Origin of the sequence: Rhodococcus phenolicus, assembly GCF_001646785.1 — a bacterium.
Taxonomy (GTDB): domain Bacteria; phylum Actinomycetota; class Actinomycetes; order Mycobacteriales; family Mycobacteriaceae; genus Rhodococcus; species Rhodococcus phenolicus.
Genome location: NZ_LRRH01000070.1, coordinates 1 through 22,195, shown reverse-complemented (window position 1 = coordinate 22,195; position 22,195 = coordinate 1). Strand labels below are relative to the sequence as shown.

Sequence of the window (22,195 nt, the reverse complement as noted above, 5' to 3'; positions counted from 1 at the left end):
CGCTCGGCCTGTTGGGTCGAAACGATCGTCTGTCTCGCCACCGGCTCCTGGCGGGCGCGGCGTATCCGCCCAGCTCGCCGACGATCCGATTCGGGCCAGAACTCGTGTGGGACGTAAGGGCCCGCAACCCAAGGTTGTCAGGAAGTGCAAAGTAGCGGGATCCTGACGACAGGCTGGTGAATTCTCAGGCTCGTGGTGCAGCACTGCTGACGATGCGGTGGATGGTGGAGCGGCCGACGCTGTATTCCTCGGCCAGGTCCGCCAGGCTCGCGTCGTCGGCGGGGTCGTGGTAGCGGCGGTGGATTGTTTTCCGTGCCGTGAGAGGAAGTTTCGGCTGCTTGCCCTTGAGCCTGCCTTTCGCGCGGGCCTTGGCCATGCCCTCGCGGGTGCGTAGGTGGTTGAGGTTGGCCTCGAATTCGGCGACCATGGCCAAGGTTTGCAGGAAGAGCTTGCCGAACGGGTCGTTCCAGTCGTAGATCGAGCTCCCGAGTCCGAACAGCACCTCGCGCTCGCGCAGTTCGGTCAGGGTCTGGCCTGCTTCGGCCATGTTGCGTGCGAATCGGTCGAACTTCGGCGTGGTCAGCACTACCTGTCGCCCGTCGATGGCCGCCGCGGCGGAGGTGACGGCGGCGAGTGCGTTGTCGAGCCCGGCCCGGTTCTTGCGGGTGGTCCCGGAGAACCCTTTGTCGATGAAGATCCGCTCACGCGGCACTCCGAGCGCCAATAGCTGCTCGGTTTGGATCTCGACGTCTTGTTCGTCGGTGGAGCAGCGGCAGTATCCGACGCGGAACGGCTCACCCATGCCGAAAGTGTTCCAGATAGCGGGGGTTGACCGGCACAGTCAGCGGAACACCTCTACGGAACACCGGTGAGCTGGGCCGACGTTGGCTCTGAGTGGTGTTCCGGTGGCCGATCCGGTTACGGAACAGGTCAGGGGGTGTTATCGGTGTGTGGGGGTGTGTTGTGGGTGAGGAAGTGGTTGACGTCGACGGTGAGGAACAGGGCGGTGGCGGTGGTGATCACGTGGGCGTGGTCGTTTTCGATGGTGGCTTGCAGGTGGAGTTTGCGGCCGTCGCGGGCGTGGATGTGGGCGCGGAGGGTGTAAGGGGTGTCGAGCAGGATCGGGGCGAGGTAGTCGATGGCAAGGTGGCGGGTGACCGCGGGTTCCCCGACGGTGTAGAGCAAGAGTCCGAACAGTTCGTCGAGGACGGTGGCGACCGCGCCGCCGTGGGCGATCGCGGGGGCGCCGACGTGGCGAGAGTCGAAGCGGTGGTGGGCGTGGACGCCGTGTGCGTCGCGGCGGGCGCGTAGCTGGTGGCCGTGGGGGTTGGCCGGTCCGCAGCCGAGGCAGTGGTCGTGGTGGGGTGGCAGGTCGGCGGAGTCGGGTGCGAGCACAGGGAAGGCGGGAATCCAGTCCGGGACCTGTCGGAGCTCGGGTGTATGGGTGCTGGGTGTGTTCTCGGTCATGGGCGCTTTCTGTGGGGTGTGTCTACCGTGCGGTGGTGAAGAGGATGTCGCAGTGGGCTTTGCGGGCGAGCTCGATCGGTGGGGTAGTCAGCAGCCGGGCCAGCAGCGGTGGCCGGTGGGGATCGGCGGTGACAATGAGGTCGGCGCCGGTGGCGGCGGCCAGGTGCAGCAGCGCGTGCGGGGCGGGTTCGGACAGGATGTGGGTTTCGATGTCGGTGGCGCCGTGGGCGAGGGCGTGCTGGTGGGCGGTCCGCAGGATGGCCTCGGTGGGAGTGGTGCCGCGTAGCTGGTAGGCGTCGGGTCCGAGCCGGTCGAGGTCCGCCCCGAGCTCACGTGCGTCGATGTGGTGGCGGGCGCAGATGATCAGGAGCCGGGCGTGGGTGGCGTGGGCGAGTTCGGCGGCGTGGTCGACCACACGGTAGGAGCGGTCGGATCCGTCGGTGTCGACGATGATCGTGCGATAGGCCGTCATGACGGGCGTCTTTCACGAGAAGGGAGCGTGTTTTGCGGGGGAAATGGTCGAGATGTATCGGCGGCGTGGTGCGCGGCCGGGGGCCAGTACTGCCAGCACGATCGCCCCGACGGTGGTGAGGGCGGCCAGGGCGAGCGCGGCCTGGCCGCTGCCGTGCACGAACGCGGCCTTGGCGAACTCGGCCAGCGGTGCGGCCACCGGTCCGGCCTGGTCGGCGACCTGCAGCGCCGCGGCCAGGGAATCGGCGACCGGGCCGCGGGCGGGCTCGGGCAACTGGGGCAGGGCGGGCTGGATGCGGTGGGTGTAGCCGGCGGCCAGCACGCTGCCGGCCACGGCGATCCCGATCGCGGCGCCGATCTCGCGGGCGGCGTCGTTGACCGCGGCGGCGACCCCGTGTTTGGCCTCGGGGGTGTCGGCGACGATGGCATAGGTCGCCGGCGCGGTGCACAATCCCAGGCCCGCGCTCATGATCAGCAGCGGCCACAGCAGGTCGAGGTAGTGCGCGGCGAGTGTCAGCCGGCTCACCAGCACCAGCCCGGCGGCGATGGTGAGCAGGCCGGCCACGGTCATCACCCGTAACCCGACCAGGCTCGACAGCCACGGCGCGATCACCGAGATCACGACCAGCGGCACCACCATCGGCGCCAACGCCAGCGCCGAGGCCAGCGGCCCGTAACCGAAGACCAGCTGCAGGTACTGCACAAGCAGCAGGAATACCCCGAAGGTGACCAGGAACTGGATGGTCACCGACAGCGACCCGGCACCGAAACCACGGCGGGCGAACAACCGCACATCCAGCAGCGGCGCCGCCGAGCGCAGCTCGACGACCACGAAGGCCGCCGTCGCGGCCACGCCGACCCCGGCGGCGGCGGCGACGAGCGGGTCGGCCCAGCCGCGCGCGGGGAACTCGATCACGGCGAACACGATCGCCGCGACAGCGACCGCCACCGCCACCGCGCCCACCCAGTCCACCTGCGGATGCTCGCGCTGGCGGGACTCGGCGATGGTGCACGCCAACCCCGCCAGCACCGCCCCGGCCACGGTCAACCCTACGAACACCGATAGCCACGACCATCGTTCGAGCAGCACCCCGGCACCGAGAATCCCCAGTATCGCCCCGGATCCGGCGACCCCGGCCCATATCCCCACCGCCCGGCCGCGATGAGCGGGGGCGAACCCTGCAGTGAGGATCGACAGCGTCGAGGGCATCACCAGCGCGGCGCCTGCCCCGGCCAGCGCGCGCGTCGCGATCAACCAGGCCGGGTCGGACAGCAGCAGCGGCAGCGCCGAGGCGGCGGCGAACACCACCAACCCCACCACCAGCACCACGCGGCGCCCGTAACGGTCACCGACGGCGCCGGCGGGCAGCACCAGACACGCCAGCACCAGCGTGTAGCCGTCGACGATCCAGGTCAGCTGGGCTTGGGTGGCCCCGGTCGCAAGCGCGATCTGCGGCAACGCCGAATACAACGCCGCCATCGCCGCGACCACCAGCGCCACCGCCAGGCACGACACCGCCAGCATCCACCACTGGGCCCTGGTCCAGCGGGCGATCTCGACAGTGTCCGTTCCGGGTGTGGCCACCGGCACCTCCCCGACTTTGAAGACCAACGGTATCTGTACGAGACCATTCGTATCATAGTGGTTGGGGGGTGGGATAGAGTTCACCCATATCAAGAGTTCAACGACACGAATTCGGAGGAAGGCGCGTCCATGACCGACCCAGGCCCGGCGGCGACCGACCCGCTCGCCGCGGACGACGAGCAGGCCGATCCGCGACTGGCGCGCTCACGCAACCGGTTGCTCGACGCGGCCACCCATCTGCTGTCCACCGGCGGTGTCGAGGCGGTCACCGTCGAGGCGGTCACCCGCGTGTCGAAGGTCGCCCGCGCCACCCTCTACCGGCACTTCGGCAGCACCACCCAGCTGCTCGCGGCGACTTTCGAACGACTACTTCCCCAGGTCGACACACCGACCGGCACCGGGCCCGTGCGTGAGCGGCTCCTGGCGCTGCTCGCCAGCCAGGCCGACCTCATCGAACAGGCTCCGGTGCAGATGACCACCCTGGCCTGGCTGGCGATGGGTTCCATCGGCGAGGACCACCCCGACCCGGCCGCGGTCACCTCGCTGCGCGCGCGCGTCATCGAGCAGTACCGCCACCCGTTCGACCAGATCCTCACCAGTCCCGAGGCCCGCGCGATGCTCGGCGAGCTCGACACCACCTTCGCCATCATCGAACTCCTCGGCCCGATCGTGTTCGCCCGTCTCACCGGATTACGCAGCATCGACCACGACGACTGCACCCGGCTCGTCGACAACTTCCTCACCGCCCACCGAACACCCACGCCAGCAGACACCGCTATCGACATCGCCACGCCGTAACCACGGGCCCCGGTTCCGCGCGGTCAGAACAAGGTGTCGCGCACCCGCAGCGGCCGGTACCCGGTCGGGCCCAGCTGGGCCAGCTCGGCGTCGATGTCGACCTCGATCGCGCCGAAGAAGTTGATGTTGGCACTGTGGGCCGGGCTGATGTGGGCCAGGACCTCGTCATCGATACGCTGCCCGGTCCGGCGCATCTGCTCGACAGCGAACCCGTAATACTCTGTGGTCCAGGCGATCACAGCGTTGGTCGTCAAGGTCAGGCACCAGGCCTGCTCGGTCTGGTCCTCGAGGTGGCGCGCCCGGATCATCCCCTCATGGGCATAGAGCAGGTCGCGGCGCAGCGCGTGCAGCGACTCGCCCTTGTTGAGCTGCCGCGAGATCTTGCGCCGGTAGTCCGGATCGGAGAGGTATCTCGCGGCGTAAATGGTGCGCCGCAGCGCCCCGTACTCCTTGAGCGCCGCGGCCAGGGTGTTCTGCCGCCCCGACGCCGACAGCTTGCCGACCAACAGCGACGCGGTGGCGTGCCCGAACTTCAGCGATCCGGCCAACCGCAGCAGATCGTCCCAGTGCTCGGCGATCAAACCCAGGTTGGCCTTGCGGGTCATCAGCGGGCCCGCGTGCGGGAACCGGGCCTCGGCCTCGGCGCGCGGGCCCGGCCGGTACAGGGTGATCCGCCCCAGATCCCGGATCCGTGGCGAGAGCTGCATCCCGAGCAGGTCGAACAACCCGAAGTTGACCAGGGTGACCCCGTGGGTGTCGGTGGCGTGCTCGGTGATCGGCAGATCGGTGGCGTTGCCCAGGATCTCATCGAGCACGTAGTGGGCTTCGCGTTTGGTCGCCACGATGACCTTGGTGCCGTAGGTGGCGTGGGTGTCGCTGACATGGGTGTAGGTCGACAGGCCCTCGCTGGCGAAATAGCGGCTCAACGGCCGCGCCGTGGTCGACTTACCGCGCGTCGGGAAACGCTGCCCGTCGCTCGACGACAGTGTTCCGGCGCCGAACACCGCGGTCAGCGGCAGCCGCTGGTGGTAGCCGACCAGTACCAGGTTGGCCGCGCGCAGGGTCTCCTCGCGCACATACCACTCGTCGGTCCAGGCCAGGATGTCGTAGGTGATTCCGCACGCCTCGGCCATCCGGGTCAACCCCAGGTTCGTCGAGTGCGCCAGCAGTACCGCGATCAGGTTGCGTTTGAGCTCCGGCGTCCGGGTGGCCTGACCGCCGGCGTGGGTGAAGCAGTCCAGGTAGCCGGTGCGTTTGTCCAGCTCGATCAGCAGCGACACGATCGGCGCGAACGGCAGCATTTCGGTCAGCTCGGCCTTGAGCGTGATCGCCTCGGCGGGAACATCTTCCGCGCTCAGCGGCGAGATCACCAGATCCCCGCCCTCGTCCAGCCGGACCGGGCCGTCCCCGCCGGCCAGCACCTCCTCCAGCTCACCGAGAGCGTCGTGCAGTTCGGCGACCACGGTGGCCAGCGCGACGCCAGGATCGGCGGATCGCCCGACCAGGCCGCAGAACTCAACGCGTTGCGGTTCCCACTGCCCGGTGGTGAGCAGGTAGGCGGCCGGGTCGGCGTAACGGCGCGAGCCCGGCACGAACACATCCCCGCTGCGCAACCCGTCACGCAATCCGAGCAGCACACACAACTCCCAGTAGTGCCGATACGCGGTCGCGCTGCCGGATTTGCGGGCCTCGTCGAGGTAGCCGCGCCACTTCATCGGCACGAACCCGGTCGGGGCGTCATCGAAGACCTTGCGCCGCCCGGTCGCGTTCAACTCGCGCAGCATGTTCACCGCGATCAGCAACTCGGTCGCGGCGGTACCGCCGCAGAAGCGCACCGCTTCGAGCACCGCGGGGGTGAACTGACGCAGGTAGTTGTAGGAGGAATCCAACGCCGCCAGATGCCCGTGATCACGCGGCAACCTGGGCTTGGCCTGGGCGATCGCCGCGCGCAGGCGCTCCCACCCGATCTTCTCGCCGCGGATCAGCGCACCGATCTCCTCATCCGGAACGCCGGGGTCGGTGACGATTTCCAACAGATCGTCCAGCAGCGCCTGACGGTCCTCTCCAGTCTTCCCTCGTTCGGCCAGCCGCTGCTGCATCTTCCGTTCGGCAGCACCGAATTTCACCGAGATCGCCTGATCGAACAACGCCACGACCTCATCGAGGACATCGGTGCCGGACTGGGCCAGCACCGTGAGCAGGATCGGATACCGGCGTTGCGGATCCCGACGTTGCAGCGCTTGCGGACTCAGGCGCCGGCCCATCGTGGCCAAAAACCGGCGCCGCTCGGCGGGCAGCACCGACATATCCAGCCGATCAGCGCCCAACCCGCGCAGGAAACCCAGCTTGTCGACCTCGGCGCGGACCGCGGCCGCCGAGGCCTCCACCGGCCCGGTCGACAGCCACCGCAACCGCGAGATCCCCAGCGAAGCGTCGGTGACAAGCAAGCCGTCCAACTCCGCGCACCGCGCCGCAGTGAACTCGTGAGCGAGCCGGTCATAGGTTTCGGTCTGGGCCTGGTGGCGGGCGTGGGCGACCCGCTCGACCACGGTGACCGGGCCTGGCCGGATCACCTTCGCCGAGATCAGATACTCACACGCCAGCCGGAACAGCAGAGTCGGGGAATCGTGCTCCATCGCCCGCGCGAGCAGGAACTCATCGAGCTCCTTGAACTCGAGCGCACCGACCGCACGCCATCCCAGGTACCGCGCGGCCAGGCGCACATGCTCGGTGCGGGTCTTGGCTCGCCTGCCGTAGGCACCGATCACCACCGGATCCAACCGCAACTGCTCGGCGACACGAGCCACCGCCACCGGCGGAGCCGTGACCAGCCGATCCGGCACGAATCCCAGCCACGGCAGCGTACACAACGCGATCGCCAAGCCCAGCCGCTCGGCTGGGCCCCGGCCCCGGCCCGGATCCACGAACGCCAGATCCGCAGGCGTCAGCGTGAAGTACCGGAACAGCTCCTCGCGGCTGATCTCCGGGAATCCCCGCAGTCGTTCCAACTCCTCGTCCGCGAACATCCGCGTCGCCACGACCCCAGCCTCCACCAGCACCGACCAACATCATCATCGGCAGTCAAGCACCAACCAGTCGACAGCGCATGCCGAACTCGAAACCCCGTGCCCACCAGTCGGATACGCCAAATCCGCCCGATTTCCGGCGGATGCTACGGCTACCCCAAGGGTGTCGACGAGGTCGAGATCGCGACCGCCGAGTGGGTCGACTGGTTCAATCATCGCCGACTCTACGAGTACTGCGGGGACGTCCCGCCGGCCGAGTTGGAGGCGGCCTACTACGCTCGGATCGCAGCTCGGCAACCCGCCGAGTTGACCGTTTGAGACAGTCTCCGGACATGCCGGGGCGGTTCAATGTCCGGGCCGCCGCGACCGTCTCGTTGCGCAGGTCCCGCGGGACCGGTTGCCGGGGAACCGGTGCCATCTCGGTGACCGGGGAACCTGTGACCTCGAGGGTCGCCACGACCACACCGGCTGGATCCGGGGCAGGCTGAGGTCCGCCCATCCCCGGCATCCCCATGCCACCGCCGTTCATCATGCCCATCATGCCCATCACGCCCCGGTCGACCGGCAGGGCCCGCAGCGGCGTGGATCCGCCCACGGTCGACACCAGCAGATCGGCGCGGTTCCCCGCGGCCAGCACGATTTCCTCGACCGGATGCGGTTGGGTGAAACGGCCCGAATCCACGCCCACCAACTGCATCTGCTGCCCGTCCAACCTAAGCCGCAAAGATCGGCTGACGCAGGCATTGACGATCCGCCACCGCTCCCGGGCACCGGGCCGGGCCGTGACCGTCGGCCGATTCTGGCCGTTGACCAGCACCAGGTTGCCCTCCCTGCCGAGGACCCGGTCCATCATCGACGCCGGCGCGACGGACCCGGAATCATCGATCGTGAGATCGGCGATCACCAGCACCCGCTCCTGCGTCAGCGGCACCGGATCGGTGTCCTCCACCACGATCGCCCCGTACAGGCCGCCGAATATCTGTTCGGCCACCAGACCGTGGTGGTGGGGGTGATACCAATACACCCCGGGCGGGTGATCGCCGGGTAGCCGGTATTCGTAGTCGAAGTCCGTGCCGGGCTCGATCCGGACGAACGGATTGTCCCCGTTGCCTGACGGGGAGAGATACATGCCGTGCAGATGCAGATTCGTCGGTTGGGGCAACCGGTTACGCAGGCGCAACCGGATCCGGTCACCGGCCCGTACCCGCATCGTCGGTCCTGGCACGCCACCGTTGAACCCGAACCCGCGCACCCGGGCCCCGGCCAGAGCGAATTGGCCCGCGGCGGCCTCGAGGGCAAGCGAGAGTTCTCCGCCGGTGCTCGCGAGGGTGGCCGGCTCGGACCATCCGGTGGCGGTCGTTGCGCCGGATCCGGTGTCTCGGTTGCCCTGCCAGGCCAGCCCCACCCCACCGACAGCGGCGGCTGCCAGACCCAGACCACCGAGCTGCAACGCTCGGCGACGACTGATCGGTTCCATCAATCGGTGCCCTCGAGCGTGCGTCGCCGCTCGCGGTACTCCTCGGCGTCGATCTCACCGCGGGCGTAGCGTTCGTCGAGGATTCCGCGGGCACCCCCCGGTCCCCCGGGAGCCGAGGGAGGACCGGGGTAGTACCCGGGGCCGGTAGCGAGGTGACCGCCGAGTCCGGAGGGGCCACGGGACAGCAGTCGGATCGCGACCACGATGAGCAGCACCAACCCGATCAACAACAGCGCACCGAACAGCCACAGCCCCCAACCCGCGTTCGTGCCCCATCCGCAATTCCCGTACGGCATCATCGGAATCCGCCCTTTATCGACGAGTCGGACCGGTCGGGGTATCGGTGTTCCGGCCCTGTATCCACAGTAGGCCTGGGTGCACAGGGCTCGCGGCTTTCACTCCGGATCCATCCATGCTCCATGGTGGCAGCGCGTCAGGCAGGGCGGCGGTGCCAGGATCGTGTGGTTTCTTCAACAGATCTTCACGGGATCTCGTGCCGGACTACAGCAATGGGCACCTACCGTGGGTGCACCCGCCGCACCGGCGGCCGGAGAAGGCGCCGGGGGCGCGTGCGCCTTCGAGTGTCCGAGGTGAGAGATGACCGCATCCGAATCCGATTCGGCGGAATCCGCAGTTGAGTCGGGCGGTTTCGCCCAGGACCCGCTGCTGACGGCCGAGGGGATCGAGAAAAGCTTCGGTCGTGGCTGGTGGCCGCGGCGGAACCGCACTCCGGTGTTGCGCGGGGCGCAGCTGGTGCTGCACCCGGGGGAGGTGGTGGGCTTGGTCGGGGAGAACGGTTCGGGCAAGTCGACGCTGATGAAGATTCTCGTCGGGGATTTGCGGGCCGATGCCGGCAGTGTGTGCCGGCCACGGCGACTCGGTTACTGTCCGCAGCAACCGGTGGTCTACGACCGGCTCACCTGCGACGAGCACTTCGAGTTGTTCGGTCGGGCGTACCGGATGAGCCCGGCGGCCGCGCATCTTTCCCGCGGCCACTTGTATGCCGCGTTGGGGTTCGAACGCTATGCCGGTACCCGTGCCGATCGGTTGTCGGGCGGGACGCTGGCGAAATTGAACCTGGGGCTGGCGCTGCTGGCCGATCCGGAGGTGTTGTTGCTGGACGAGCCGTATGCCGGGTTCGACTGGGACACCTATCTGCGGTTCTGGGACATCGTGGCGCAGCGTCGGCAGGCGGGCCGTTCGGTGCTGATCATCAGTCATTTCGTGGCGGACGAGCAGCGGTTCGATCGCATCGTCGATCTGCGGGAGGGTAGGACGGTGCCGCGATGACCCTCGCCCCCACCCTGCGGTCGACGGCCGGCGATGTCCGGGCGCTGAGCGGCCGGTTCCTGGCCGACTATGCCCGCAACCCGGTGAATCTGCTGGTGCTGGTGGTCGTGCCGGTGGTGTTCGTGATCGTCGCGGCCGGAGCGATGACCGATGCGGCCAGGCTGCTCGGGGGTGCGGGCGGACCGGCGGTGGAAACGGCGACGGCCGGGTGGGCGGCGGGTTTCCTGGCCGGGATCGCGATGTACTTCCAGATCACTGCCGCCCGGGCGGCGGACCGGCGACTGGTGTCGGCGGGCCTGGCGACAGGGCGGCTGGTGCTGGCCCGGCTCGGCACCGGCCTGATACTGGCGGTGCTGGTCTCGGCGGTGGCGTTGCTGGCGCTGGCGGTGCGGGTCGGCCTCGATGCTCCGGTGCGGGTGACGGTGGGCACGGTGATGTTCGCGGTGATCTACCTGGCCATCGGGGCGGTGGTCGGGGCGCTGGTGCCCAATCCGGTCAACGGCACCGTGCTGATCCTCTTCGTCTGGATCGTCGACGTGTTCTTCGGACCGGCGATCGGCTCGGCGCAGCGAGTGGCCACCCGCGGGTTTCCCACCCATTTCGTGACGCTGTGGATGGTCGATGTGCCCTCCCGCCACGGCGGGAAGGTCGGGGACCTGGGATGGGCGCTGGTGTGGATGGTCGCGGCTCTGGTCATCGGGGCCGTGGTGGTCACCACCACGGTCGGCGGGGTACGCCGCCGCGAGGGGCGCAGCGGGCGGACCGGACGGGCGGACCGGTTCGTGGTGGGGCTGGTCATGGGGTTGCGGGATTGGCGCCGCAACCCGGTGCTGTGGGTGCTGCTGGTGGTGGTGCCGATCGTGTTCATCGCATTGTCGAAGGCGATGACCGTCCCCGAGTTCGGGATGTTCTCCCTGGTCGAGGACGGACGACCGGTGACGGCGGTGTTCTGGCTACCGGACGTGCATGCCGGAACCATGACTCCCCTCGCGATCGCGTCGCTGTCGGCGCTGGCGGGGTTGTTCGTGGTACTCGATGCGCGCAGCGGCGATCGACGACTGTCTCGGGCCGGCTTCGGTGCCGGGGTGCTGCTGGGGGTCCGGTTGACGGTGATCGCGGTGGCAGGAGTGGTGGTGACCGCCTCGTCGTTGCTGGTCACCGCGGCGGCGTTCGATGCTCGTCAGTGGGGCCTGTACGCGGCCGGGAATCTGCTGCTGGCATGGACCTACGGGCTGGTGGGGGTGTGTCTGGGGCCGCTGTTCGGACGGGTGGGCGGGGTGTTCATCGTCTTCTTGGTGCCGTTCCTGGATCTGGGGATAGGGCAGAGCCCGATGCTGCGGCCGCAGCCGCCGCAGTGGGCGCAGCCACTCCCCGGCTACGGCGCGACCCGGATGATCCTCGACGGCGGGCTGACCGACAGTTTCGACACCGCCGGACCGTTGCTGGCTGCGCTGGGGTGGCTGGTCGGGCTCACCGCGGTGGCGGCCTGGTTGTTCCGCCGGTCCCCGGCAAGCCCCCGGCGGCCCGGCACCGGGCTCTGAACCCACCTCAAGGTCAGTATTTGGCGACGGTGAGCAGGGCGACCGTGTCGACGACGGCGTCGATCCGGTGCCGGGTGCGGGGTAAGGCGATCAGGTCCCCGCTGCGTCCGTCCCAGCTCATCCGGTCGGTGACGACCCGGAGGCGCCCGCGCAGGATGTACACCGTGGCCTCACCGGGACCGACGTGCTCGGCCATGGACTGTCCAGCCTGCAATGCCACGAGAGTCTGCCGCAGCACGTGTTCGTGCCCGCCGTAGACGGTCTCGGCGCTGCGGCCGCTGGGGGCGGCAGCGGCATGCGCAGTCAGGTGCCGGGCGAGCGCGTCGAGCGAGAGTTTCTTCATCTCCGCCCCTGGAGACCGGTGCCGGTGTGCGCGGTGCCCTGCGGAGGGGCGGTACGTGCGCTGCTGCGGTTGCCTGCGGCGGCGGTGGTGGGCAGGTGCACGGTGAATCGGGCGCCGGTTCCGGGCCCGCCGCTGGAGGCGGTCAGCGTACCGCCGTGGGCCTCGACCAGGGCGCGGGCGATGGTCAACCCGATGCCGCTACCGCCTTCTTGCCGTCCACGGGCTGGGTCGGCACGGTAGAACCGGTCGAACAGATGCCCCAGGTGCTCGGCGGCGATGCCGTCGCCGGTGTCGGTGACAGTGATCTCGGCCCCGCCGTCGACGACGGTGGCGGCGACGGTGACCGTGCCCCCGGCAGGGGTGTGCCGCAGGGCGTTGTCGAGCAGATTGCCCAGCACCTGCCCGATCCGGTCCGGGTCGACCGTGACCACGGCAGGACTGACAAGGTCTTCGACCAGGGCGACGCCCTTGGCGCCGTAGCGGTCGGTGGCGACGCGCACCGCGGCATCGACAAGGGCACGGGTGTCGGTGGGCACGGGCGTGAAGGACAGCCGGCCCTCTTCGGCACGAGAGACCGCGCCCATGTCCTCGGCGAGCCGACCGAGCCGGGCGGTGCTCGACCGCAGGATCTCGAAAATCTCGGCATCGGGAACCCGGATGCCGTCTTCGAGCGCCTCGAGATGGGCATCGAGGGTGGCCAGCGGGGTGCGCATCTCGTGCGCGAGGTCCGAGAGCATGCGACGCCGGGTGGTTTCCACCGAATCGAGTCGATCGGCGAGCTGGTTGAACGTCTCGGCGAGCTGATCGAATTCGCGCCCGAGACCGGGCCCGGGCAGACGCACGTCGTAGTGGCCACCGGCGATCTCGGTGGCCGAGGCAGCCACACCGGTGATCGAGCGCTGCACCCTGCGGGTGAAATACCAGCTCACCGCCAGCGCCATCAGCACCGAGACCATCAGCGCGATGGCCAACGAGATGATCATCGCCGAGGTGAACGCCTCCTCGACGTGCGCCGCCTCGGTCGAGACGTGCTCGATACCGGCCTGCTCGAGGTGGTTGTGGAACAGTCCCGGGGCGACGGCGGCGGCGACCAGCCAGGCACTGATCGCGCCGCCGACGACGACGATTGTCTGCGCGGCCAGCAGACGGCTACCGAATCCGGCACTGCGGCGCCCGGGTCGAGGGCCCGGCGCCGACAGGGGTGGTGGTGTGGTCATTGTCCGGCTCCCATGCGGTATCCGACCCCGCGCACGGTGCGCACGAACACTCCGCGGGTGGCGTCGTCGCCGAGTTTGCGGCGGAGATGCCCGATGTGTACGTCGACCAGGTGTTCGTCGCCGACCCAGCTCGGTCCCCACACCGTGGTGATGAGCTGGGCGCGGGTGAACACCACATTGGGGTGTGCGGACAGCGCGGCGAGAAGGTCGAATTCGGTGCGGGTCAAGGCGATCGGGGTGCCGTCGACCCACACCTCGCGGCCGGCCGGGTCGAGGGTCAACGACCCGAACGTACGGCGCCCGCTGTCCGGGCCGGTCTGGGCGGGGGTGCGGCCGTCGCCGGTCGAGGGTCGGGGGCGGCGCAGCATGGCCTGGATGCGGGCGATGAGTTCGCGGGGGCTGAAGGGTTTGGTCATGTAGTCGTCGGCGCCGACCGACAGTCCGATCAGGGTGTCGATCTCGTCGGCGCGGGCGGTGAGCATGACGACATAGGCGTCGGAGAACGTGCGCAGCTGCCGGCACACCTCGATCCCGTCCAGGCGCGGTAGCCCCAGATCGAGCACCACGACGTCCGGATCGACCTGCCGGGCTCGGTCGACGGCGTCGATCCCGTCGTGCACGAGGGTGATCTCGAAGCCGGCGCGTTCGAGGTAAGTGCCCACGACCGTGGCCAGCGCCATTTCGTCTTCGACGATCAGTGCCCGCAGACCGGTCGGGGGGACCGGCGCGGTCACCGTGTGTGCGGGGATGAGCTGATCGGAACCGGAGGTCATGGTCCCATCGTGGCTGTCGCGGCGGGCCTGTGGCGACGTTCTTCAGCGAACCTTCATCAAACCCCCACCTGCGGCATCGGGTAACGCGCCCAGACTGGGTCGCGAGCCTGTCGAGGAAGGGAGCAGCCGTGATGTGGGGTGCGGGCGCGATGGGCTGGGTCGGCTGGATGGTCATGGCGCTGGTGATGATCGGCTTCTGGGCGTTGGTGGTTTTCGGTATCGCGGCGATGTTCCGCACCGGCACCCCGCCCCCGCCGGCCGATCCGCTGCGCGTCCTCGACGACCGATTCGCCCGGGGCGAAATCGACGCCGAGGAGTACCGGGCCCGGCGGCGGGCGCTGCGTCCCCAACCGTGAGCGGCGCCGGCACCGTAGCAGCGGAGCGGGCAGCGTCGTGCGTTGTCGTTGTGAGTTGATCCAGGAGATTGTGTGGTGCAGATATCCCGCCGTAGCTTTCTGCTCGGTGCGTCGGCGGCCGCCGGGGCGCTGGCCCTCGGTGGGCTGGCCGGCTGTGCCCGCCCCGGTGTCGCCGGGGATCCGGTCGGACCGGGCGCCGAGGTGGTGCGCCGGCTCGAGGCTCAGCGCCGTACCGCTGGGCAGGCGGTGGTCGCCGCGCAGGTGACCGCCCGGCCGGTACAGGTCGATCTCGGCGGTCCGGTGGTCTCGACGTGGGGATACGGGGACACGCTGCCCGGTCCGCTGCTGCGGGCCCGGGCCGGGGATCTGCTGCAGGTGCGGGTCGACAACGGGCTCGGGGTCGATACCAGCATCCACTTCCACGGCATCGCGATGAGCAACGACATGGACGGGGTCCCGGGGCTCACGCAGGAGCCCATTGCCGCCGGAGAGTCGTTCACCTACGAATTCACCGTCCCACATCCGGGCACCTACTTCTACCACTCGCACAGCGGGCTGCAGCTCGACCGCGGCCTGTACGGGGTGGTGGTGATCGATGACCCGGCCGAGCCCGGCGGTTACGACGACGAATGGGTCGTCGTGCTCGACGACTGGGTCGACGGCACCGGCCGCACACCCGACGATGTTGCCCGCGAGCTCGGCATGTCGACCCCCGGTGATCCCGCCCCCGGTACGGGTGGGATGGGGGCGATGATGGACCACGGCTCGATGGGCGGCATGATGGGTGGGGAGTCGATGCGCTCGGATCTGCTCGGCGGCGCCGGCGACGTGAACTACCCGTACTACCTGCTCAACGGCCGCACCCCCGCGGATCCGGTGACCCTGACTGCCGCCCCGGGACGGCGGGTACGGATCCGGCTGGTCAATGCCGCCTCGGACACCGCCTTCCGCGTCGGCCTCGGTGGACATGCGATGACCGTCACCCACAGCGACGGCTTCCCCGTGACGCCGGTCGACACCGATGCGGTGCTGATCGGCATGGGCGAACGGTTCGATGTGCTGGTCACCCTCGCCGACGGGGTGTTCCCGCTCTACGCCGCCGCCGAAGGCAAACCCGGCCACGCGGTGGCCGTGGTGCGCACCGCCGCCGGCACCGCCACCACCGATACCCGGCCCGTCGAGCTGGACCGGCAGGTGCTGCTGGGCACCGCCCTGTCCCCGCCCGAGCCGGTGCGGCTGCCCAGACGCTCCCACGACAACTACCTGAGCGTCGACATGGGCGGCACGATGGCCCCGTACCGGTGGGTACTCAACGGCGCCACCTTCCCCGACACCGCCCCGCTGACCGTCGCCCAGGGACAACGGGTACGGATGCGGCTGCGGAACATGTCGGACATGTTCCACCCGATGCATCTGCACGGCCACACCTTCGCCCTGGTCGACGGCGGAGCCCGCAAGGACACCGTGACGGTGCGCCCGATGCAGACCGTGGAAATCGAGTTCGACGCCGACAACCCGGGCCAGTGGGCGCTGCACTGCCACAACGCCTACCACCAGGAAGCCGGAATGATGACGACCCTGTCCTACCGTGCCTGAAGCACCGGAGCTTGCCTGTGACGACGCTTTCCGGCGGCCACGGTGACCACCACAGCGGCTGAACAATGGGCACCGCCGAAGCCCGGCTCCGAATCTTCAACCGATCTTCACCGAACCGCCAGCCGAAACGCGTACTGGGATCGGAAGAGTCATCGGTGTGCGGTCCGCGATACACCCCTCCCGCACATCGGGAATCCGAGGAGGCGAGATGGCTGAGGTACCGAGAGTGAACATCACCGATGCCGAACGCGTGGGACGGATGGTTGTCGGCAGCCTCGGAGTCGGCGGTGCCGTCGCACTGTTCGTCGCCGGCGCCACCGGATGGACGATGGTGCTGGCGGTGCTGTTGCTGGCGGCCGGGGTGGACCTGCTGGTCACCGGAGCGACCGGACACTGCCCGCTGTACCACAAGCTCGGCTACGTGCCGGCATCGTTGAGGACGGGATCGCGATGAACGAACCGAACGAACACGATTGGCGTCCCCAGGAATCAGCGCCTTCGACTCCACCCACCGAACCGACGGGCACGGGGGGACACGGCCGCCATCGCTGGATGATGCTCGCCTGCTGCGTACCGATGCTGATCATCGCCGGGGCACTGGTGTTGACCGGAAGTGCGAGCGTCGGCGGGTTGGTCTTCGCCCTCGCCTGCGCGGCCATGATGGCGATGATGATGTTCTCACCCGGCGGTCACCGCCATTGACCGCGGCCGAGCTTGTGCCAGAGGTGCACGGTGAACGCCAGCGGTGAGGCGGCTGCGCCCCGACCGCCTCTGCGACACCGGCGCCGCCGCCGCGGTGCGGTGACCGCCACGGTCGTTGTCGCGGTGGTGGCGCTGGCGGGATGTTCCGACGGTGGCGGTCCCAGCCCGGATCCGGCCTCGACGGCGGTGCCGTCCGGACCGACCGAGACGGTGCCCGGGTCTGTGTGGGTTGCCGACGAGGGCGGTGACAGCCTCACGGTCCTGGACGCGGCCACCGACGAGGTGGTGACGACCGTGACCGGGGTGGACTCTCCGCACAACGTGCAGGTCGCACGGGACGGCGCGACGGTGTACACCGTCAGCGCTGACGACCGGGTGATCGCGATCGATCCGGCCACCTATACGGTGCGTGCCGCTGCGCCCACCGGTGCGGCGCCGGCACACGTCATCGAGGCACCCAACGGCAAGGTGTACGTCACCGACGCCGGTGACGGCACCGTCTCGGTGTTCGAGACCTCCGGCCTGCGGCCGGCAGGGCGGATCGAGCTCGGCGGGATGCCGCACGGTCTGCGGCCCGCGTCCGGTGGGTCGGTGATCGTCGTCGCGGACACCGCGGCAGGAGTAGTGCACCTGATCGACCCGGCCACCGATCAGGTTACCGGCGCGATCCCTGTCGGCACCGGCCCGGCCCAGGTCGCGGTCACCGGCGACGGACGGTTCGCCTACGCCGGGACCACCGAGCCCGCCGCGGTGGTCAAGGTGGATCTGGTTGCCCGCCGGGTGGTGGGTACCGCTCCGGTGCCGGCCGCGCCCGTGCAGCTGTATCTGTCCCCGGACGAGAAGACCGTGGTCTCCGCCGACCAGGGCACCCGGCAGCAGCCCGGCAATACCCTGTCGGTGATCGATACAGCCGAGATGACGGTCCGGGGCGCGATCGGCACCGGAGTCGGTCCGCACGGGGTGGTGATCGACCCCTCGGGTACGCGTGCGTGGGTGACGAACACCTACGACGACACGGTGTCCGTGGTCGATCTGCCCGGCCTGTCCGTGGTGGCGACCGTGCCGGTGGGCGAGCGACCCAACGGGGTCAGTTTCTCTCCCCTCCCGCCGACGACTGCCGGCAGCCGCATCCAGTTGCCGCTTCCCCCGAACACCGCCGATCACCGCACCGAGGAGGGGCCCGGCGGGGAGCATTCGGACGAGCACGGACCCTGACCGGGACCCGGAGTTCTTCAACGAATCTTCATCCAACCACCAGGAGATGCCGGGATCGGGCGGGGCAGACTCGGACACGGTCGGCGACCGTGTACCGGTGCCGGTATCGGAGCACCAACACCGTGCAGGGACGGCCATTGCGTCCCCTGCCCTGAGAGGGAGGGACCGGATCGTATGAACCGAACCACCGTGCTGGAGGTAGGCGGCCTGCATTGGGCGACGTCGACGTCGGCCATCGAATCCGTTTTGCTGCGCCGACCCGGGGTGTCCGCGGTGGAGGCGAATGCGGTGAACCAGACCGCCACCGTCACCTACGATCCCGGCCGCACGTCGGTGGTGGAGTTGTCGAAATGGGTGCGGGACTGCGGCTACCACTGCGCCGGCCGCTCGGTGCCCGAGCATGTGTGCGACCCGATGAGCGAACCGGCTCCCGGCCCGGGCGCACCCGCACCTCGTCCGCACCCGGCGCACGGCCACGTCGAACAGCAGGGTCCTGCCGGGAAGGAACACCGCCCCCATGCCGGGCACGAGATGGCCGGCGGGCACACCGAGCAGGAGATGATGGGTCACGGCGGGCACGCCGGGATGTCGATGGACGCGATGGTGCGCGACATGCGCAACCGGTTCCTGGTGGCGCTGCTGCTGTCGATCCCGATCATGCTGTGGTCGCCGATGGGCCGCGACATGTTCGGTTTCACGGTGCCGGCGCCGTTCGGGTTGCGCGACGATGTGTTCACCCTGGTGCTGAGCCTGCCGGTGATCTTCTACTCGTCCTGGATCTTCTTCGACGGCGCCTACCGGGCGCTGAAGGCCCGGACCCTGGACATGATGGTGCTCGTCGCCGTCGCGATCGGTGCCGGCTGGCTCTACAGCGTGGGCGTGACCGTGACCGGCGGCGGCGAGGTTTTCTACGAGGCCGCCTCCGTACTGGCGAGTTTCGTGCTGCTCGGGCACTGGTTCGAGATGCGTGCTCGCGGTGGTGCGAACGACGCCATCCGCACTCTGCTCGAACTCGCCCCACCGCGGGCGGTGGTGCTGCGCGGCGGTGAGCCGGTGGAGGTTCCCACCGCCGAGGTCGTGGTCGGGGACCTGTTGCTGATCCGCCCGGGGGCGAAGATCCCGGTCGATGCAATCGTCACCGACGGGACCTCCGAGGTCGACGAATCGATGGTCACCGGGGAGTCCCTGCCGGTGTCCAAGGCCGAGGGCTCGGAGGTGATCGGTGCGTCGATCAACACCACCGGCACCCTGCGGGTGCGGGCGACCAAGGTCGGCTCCGACACCGCCCTCGCGCAGATCGTCGCCCTGGTCCAGGAGGCGCAGAACTCGAAGGCTCCCGGTCAGCGCTTGGCCGATCGGGCCGCGTTCTGGCTGGTGCTCGTCGCCCTGATCGGCGGCGTGGGCACCTTCCTGGTGTGGTGGCTTGTCGACGGGGACGTGCAGAAGGCGCTGCTGTTCGCCATCACCGTCGTGGTGATCACCTGCCCCGACGCGCTCGGGCTGGCGACCCCGACCGCGATCATGGTCGGCACCGGCCTCGGTGCCAAGCGCGGCGTGCTGTTCAAGAACGCCACTGCCCTCGAGACCTCGGCGCGGATCGACACGGTGGTGATGGACAAGACCGGCACGTTGACCAAGGGCGAACCGGAGGTCACCGACGTCGTCGTCGACGGTCTGCCCGAGGACGAGCTGCTGGCCCTGGTGACCGCGGTCGAACACGAATCCGAGCATCCCCTGGCGGGCGCGATCGTGCGCTACGGCACCGCCCGCGGGGTTCCCACGGTGCGGGTGGAGAACTTCCGCAACGTACCCGGCCATGGCGCGGTCGCCGAGGTGGCGGGCCTGCGGGTGGCGGTCGGCAACCGCAAGCTCATGGTGGCCGAGGACGTCGACTTCGGCGCGTTGATGGACCGGCGCGACGAGCTGGCCTCGACGGGACGCACCGCGGTCCTCGTCGCGGTCGACGGCCGCGGCGTCGGGGTGATCGCCCTGGCCGACGCCGCCCGGGAGACCTCGGCTGAGGCGGTGGCGTCGCTGCACGAACTCGGCATCGAGGTGGTGATGCTCTCCGGCGACAACGAGGCCACCGCCCGCCGCATCGCTGGACAGCTGGGCATCGACACTGTCATCGCCGAGGTGTTGCCCGGCGACAAGGCCGACAAGATCGCCGAACTGCAACGCGGCGGCAGGAAGGTCGCGATGGTCGGCGACGGTGTCAACGACGCCCCGGCTCTCGCGCAGGCGGATCTGGGTATCGCCATCGGCGCCGGCACCGACGTCGCGATCGAAACCGCCGATCTGGTGCTGATGCGGTCGGACCCGCTGGATGTGCCGATCGCGCTGCGCATCGGCCGGGGCACCTTGCGCAAGATGCGACAGAATCTCGGCTGGGCCGTCGGCTACAACACCATTGCGCTGCCGATCGCCGCCGGCGTGTTCGAACCCGCCTTCGGGCTGGTGCTGCGCCCGGAGATCGCGGCACTGTCGATGTCCGGCTCGAGCCTTATCGTCGCGGTCAACGCGCTGATGCTCAAGCGGCTGCAACTGCCGTCCCCACCACAGGAGCAGCCGGTACCGCGCCCGGCGCCGGAGCCGACTCCCACCATCCTGCGCCGCTGACCCCTCGGTCGGTGCCGGCGCACCAGTGGGCACCGACCGAGGGCAGGGTGGGCGGGCGTCGTGGCCGTAGGAGCGGTGGTGTGGTCCTCGTATACGAGATCGCGGTATACGAGATCGCGCTGGTGCTGGTGTCCCTGCTGATCGTCTGCTGATCGTCTGGTTCTCGGTCTACGTGCTCGACCGCCCGGTCACCGACGACTCCGCCGGTCGCCACTACCGCCGCTGACACCGTCGCCTCGCAACCCTGCACCCCTCCGGTGTGCAGGGTTGCGGGGCGAGGGCAAGCGCAGCGGTTACGCCGCCGGGCCGGGACGATGGGTGTGCAAGGCGTCGAGACGGCGCCGGTACTCGTCCTCGTCGATCTCTCCCCGAGCAAAACGCATGGCCACAATCTCTTCCGGTGTCGGTGCATGGGCCGACGGCGACGGTGTCGACCGGGGGGGTTGCGGCGCGCACCAGCATCACGATGCCGACGATCACCAGCGCCCAGAACGCCACCATCCCGACGGTCATGAGCACATAACCCCAACCGTTCATGCCGTCGCCGTACCAGAACATCATCGCAACCACCCTTCCTCTGTCGGTGTCCGCGCATCGGCTGCCGATACCCGCACAGGGCCCGCAGGGCCGGTCTGTGCGCGGCGGCGCACGGTCCCGGTTTCTGTGATGTCCACGGTGCCTGGCCTGGATGCGTTCTTCGCCCTCGTTTTCGTGAAGATCTGCTCAAGAAACCGGTGATGGCCGCTCAGGTGTCCGGGTCGGTCGCTGAGGGCCGGACGGGCCGAGGTCGCACTAACAGCACGGGGCATCGGGCATGGTGAACGATCTGGCTGGAGACCGAACCGAGCAGCAGCCGTCTGAAACCGCCGTGTCCACGAGATCCGACCACGAGTAGATCCGCATCGGCGGCGGCAAGCAGCACCGCAGCCGCGGACCCTTCTCCCACCTGCCGGTCGATCTCCACGCCCTCGACATCGACCTTGGACAACGCCTTGCGCTGGATCTGTTCGGCAACGCGCATACACGAGTCCCGTCCCCATGCCGGTGCGTCTATCCCGACCGTCGAGGCGGGGAACTCCCATCCGGTGACCATCCGTAGCCGTCCCTGCCGCAGGCGCGCTTCGGACAGTGCCCATTCGAGCGCGAGCAGCGACTGCCGCGAACCGTCCACTCCGACAACGATCCGAAACCTCGGACTGATATCCACGAGGAGACCCTCTCTTGTCGACCGTCACGTAATTCCCCAGGGGTGTCCGTCACGCAATTCCCCATGCTCGGGCGTGCTGAGTCGAGGGTAGCCCGCGCAGTCGGGGGTGCGGATCAGGTTGCGCCGGCGGTGCGGTGCCCGGGTCGTTTGCGGGGTCGGTAGGACGGTCCGTCCATCAGGGTTTGGTGGCTGGTGTTGATGAGCCGGTCGAGGAGCGACTCGGCGACGACCGGGTTCGGGAACAGCGGGTACCAGTCCTTCGGTGCGCGGTTGCTCGTCAGAATCAGCGGTTTGCCGGCGATCGCCCGGTCCGAGACCAGATCGTAGAGGTCGTCGGACTGGGTGGTGGTGTGCTCGCGCATCGCGAAGTCGTCGATGATCAACACCAGCGGCCGGGTGTATTCGCGCATCCGCTGACCGATGGTGCGGTCGGCATGCCCGCCGGCGAGGTCGGCAAGCATGCGGGAGCACTTGACGAACCGCACGTCCCCACCACGGCGTGCGACATGATG

21 protein-coding genes and 2 pseudogenes are annotated in these 22,195 nt (G+C 69.1%); 10 read left to right on the top strand and 13 right to left on the bottom strand.

Features of this window, described 5'->3' with window-relative positions:
• Positions 1-184 precede the first annotated feature (184 nt).
• The 4 genes from A8G15_RS19410 to A8G15_RS19395 all read right to left on the bottom strand — a co-directional run bounded on the left by A8G15_RS19410 (position 185) and on the right by A8G15_RS19395 (position 3,523).
• On the bottom strand, positions 185-802 hold the full coding sequence (locus A8G15_RS19410; RefSeq protein WP_006553200.1) for a recombinase family protein: 618 nt from the start codon (positions 800-802) through the stop codon (positions 185-187).
• Positions 803-930: 128 nt separating this feature from the next.
• Complete coding sequence (locus A8G15_RS19405; RefSeq protein WP_068163253.1) at positions 931-1,467, bottom strand: PaaI family thioesterase; 537 nt, start codon at positions 1,465-1,467, stop codon at positions 931-933.
• 22 nt (positions 1,468-1,489) lie between these two features.
• Positions 1,490-1,939 (bottom strand): universal stress protein, encoded by a 450-nt coding sequence (locus A8G15_RS19400; RefSeq protein WP_006553198.1) that lies wholly within the window; start codon positions 1,937-1,939, stop codon positions 1,490-1,492.
• Between the two features lie 12 nt (positions 1,940-1,951).
• Positions 1,952-3,523, bottom strand: a complete 1,572-nt coding sequence (locus tag A8G15_RS19395; protein ID WP_039583601.1) for an MFS transporter — start codon at positions 3,521-3,523, stop codon at positions 1,952-1,954.
• 129 nt (positions 3,524-3,652) lie between these two features.
• Between A8G15_RS19395 and A8G15_RS19390 the strand changes: the two genes are divergently transcribed.
• A complete protein-coding gene (locus A8G15_RS19390; RefSeq protein WP_006554624.1) occupies positions 3,653-4,321 on the top strand; it encodes a TetR/AcrR family transcriptional regulator in 669 nt (222 codons plus the stop codon).
• Positions 4,322-4,344: 23 nt separating this feature from the next.
• Here A8G15_RS19390 and A8G15_RS19385 read toward each other — a convergent pair whose 3' ends face one another.
• The 3 genes and pseudogenes from A8G15_RS19385 to A8G15_RS19375 form a co-directional block, all read right to left on the bottom strand.
• Positions 4,345-7,359, bottom strand: coding sequence for a Tn3 family transposase (locus A8G15_RS19385; protein WP_039583599.1), 3,015 nt, complete (start codon positions 7,357-7,359; stop codon positions 4,345-4,347).
• Between the two features lie 595 nt (positions 7,360-7,954).
• Positions 7,955-8,824: pseudogene (locus A8G15_RS32245) on the bottom strand (multicopper oxidase family protein); the annotation flags it as partial.
• Positions 8,824-9,120 (bottom strand): SHOCT domain-containing protein, encoded by a 297-nt coding sequence (locus tag A8G15_RS19375; protein ID WP_068163279.1) that lies wholly within the window; start codon positions 9,118-9,120, stop codon positions 8,824-8,826. The pseudogene A8G15_RS32245 and the gene A8G15_RS19375, both read right to left, overlap by 1 nt.
• Before the next feature lie 301 nt (positions 9,121-9,421).
• Between A8G15_RS19375 and A8G15_RS19370 the strand changes: the two genes are divergently transcribed.
• Together A8G15_RS19370 and A8G15_RS19365 are read left to right on the top strand one after the other, a co-directional pair.
• Positions 9,422-10,114, top strand: a complete 693-nt coding sequence (locus tag A8G15_RS19370; RefSeq protein WP_245687904.1) for an ATP-binding cassette domain-containing protein — start codon at positions 9,422-9,424, stop codon at positions 10,112-10,114.
• Complete coding sequence (locus tag A8G15_RS19365) at positions 10,111-11,655, top strand: ABC transporter permease (RefSeq protein ID WP_068163242.1); 1,545 nt, start codon at positions 10,111-10,113, stop codon at positions 11,653-11,655. The genes A8G15_RS19370 and A8G15_RS19365 overlap by 4 nt, the downstream gene beginning before the upstream one ends.
• Before the next feature lie 13 nt (positions 11,656-11,668).
• On the opposite strand, the gene A8G15_RS19360 is transcribed toward A8G15_RS19365, so the two are convergent.
• Genes A8G15_RS19360 through A8G15_RS19350 form a run of 3 tightly spaced genes read right to left on the bottom strand, consistent with a single transcriptional unit; the run spans position 11,669 to position 13,913 of the window.
• On the bottom strand, positions 11,669-11,998 hold the full coding sequence (locus tag A8G15_RS19360) for a cupin domain-containing protein (RefSeq protein WP_068163239.1): 330 nt from the start codon (positions 11,996-11,998) through the stop codon (positions 11,669-11,671).
• Positions 11,995-13,215 carry a sensor histidine kinase gene (locus A8G15_RS19355; RefSeq protein WP_068163236.1) on the bottom strand — a complete coding sequence of 407 codons (1,221 nt, stop codon included), beginning with the start codon at positions 13,213-13,215 and terminating at the stop codon, positions 11,995-11,997. The genes A8G15_RS19360 and A8G15_RS19355 overlap by 4 nt, the downstream gene beginning before the upstream one ends.
• Positions 13,212-13,913, bottom strand: a complete 702-nt coding sequence (locus A8G15_RS19350) for a response regulator transcription factor (protein WP_068163277.1) — start codon at positions 13,911-13,913, stop codon at positions 13,212-13,214. The genes A8G15_RS19355 and A8G15_RS19350 overlap by 4 nt, the downstream gene beginning before the upstream one ends.
• Before the next feature lie 206 nt (positions 13,914-14,119).
• Between A8G15_RS19350 and A8G15_RS19345 the strand changes: the two genes are divergently transcribed.
• From A8G15_RS19345 to A8G15_RS31160, 7 genes are all read left to right on the top strand, one after another.
• On the top strand, positions 14,120-14,344 hold the full coding sequence (locus tag A8G15_RS19345; RefSeq protein WP_068163235.1) for an SHOCT domain-containing protein: 225 nt from the start codon (positions 14,120-14,122) through the stop codon (positions 14,342-14,344).
• 72 nt (positions 14,345-14,416) lie between these two features.
• A complete protein-coding gene (locus A8G15_RS19340) occupies positions 14,417-15,940 on the top strand; it encodes a multicopper oxidase family protein (RefSeq protein WP_068163232.1) in 1,524 nt (507 codons plus the stop codon).
• A gap of 208 nt (positions 15,941-16,148) precedes the next feature.
• Positions 16,149-16,394 carry a YgaP family membrane protein gene (locus A8G15_RS19335; RefSeq protein WP_082900017.1) on the top strand — a complete coding sequence of 82 codons (246 nt, stop codon included), beginning with the start codon at positions 16,149-16,151 and terminating at the stop codon, positions 16,392-16,394.
• Positions 16,391-16,642, top strand: a complete 252-nt coding sequence (locus A8G15_RS30730; RefSeq protein ID WP_156665471.1) for a hypothetical protein — start codon at positions 16,391-16,393, stop codon at positions 16,640-16,642. Before A8G15_RS19335 ends, A8G15_RS30730 begins: the two co-directional genes overlap by 4 nt.
• Before the next feature lie 99 nt (positions 16,643-16,741).
• The gene (locus A8G15_RS19330; protein WP_068163224.1) at positions 16,742-17,857 is read left to right on the top strand and encodes a YVTN family beta-propeller repeat protein; all 1,116 of its coding nucleotides are present in this window, start codon (positions 16,742-16,744) and stop codon (positions 17,855-17,857) included.
• Positions 17,858-18,031: 174 nt separating this feature from the next.
• Entirely contained in the window at positions 18,032-20,476 is a 2,445-nt protein-coding gene (locus A8G15_RS19325) for a heavy metal translocating P-type ATPase (protein WP_068163221.1), read from the top strand.
• Between the two features lie 11 nt (positions 20,477-20,487).
• Positions 20,488-20,628 (top strand): hypothetical protein, encoded by a 141-nt coding sequence (locus tag A8G15_RS31160; RefSeq protein WP_169833914.1) that lies wholly within the window; start codon positions 20,488-20,490, stop codon positions 20,626-20,628.
• A 141-nt stretch (positions 20,629-20,769) separates the two neighbouring features.
• Here the strand turns inward: A8G15_RS31160 and A8G15_RS30010 are convergent.
• From A8G15_RS30010 to A8G15_RS19315, 3 genes and pseudogenes are all read right to left on the bottom strand, one after another.
• Positions 20,770-21,037 (bottom strand): annotated as a pseudogene (locus A8G15_RS30010) (SHOCT domain-containing protein).
• A 184-nt stretch (positions 21,038-21,221) separates the two neighbouring features.
• Positions 21,222-21,683, bottom strand: a complete 462-nt coding sequence (locus A8G15_RS19320) for a universal stress protein (protein ID WP_068163217.1) — start codon at positions 21,681-21,683, stop codon at positions 21,222-21,224.
• A gap of 113 nt (positions 21,684-21,796) precedes the next feature.
• On the bottom strand, positions 21,797-22,195 hold a 399-nt coding region (locus A8G15_RS19315), incomplete at its 5' end, for an ATP-binding protein (RefSeq protein ID WP_169833915.1).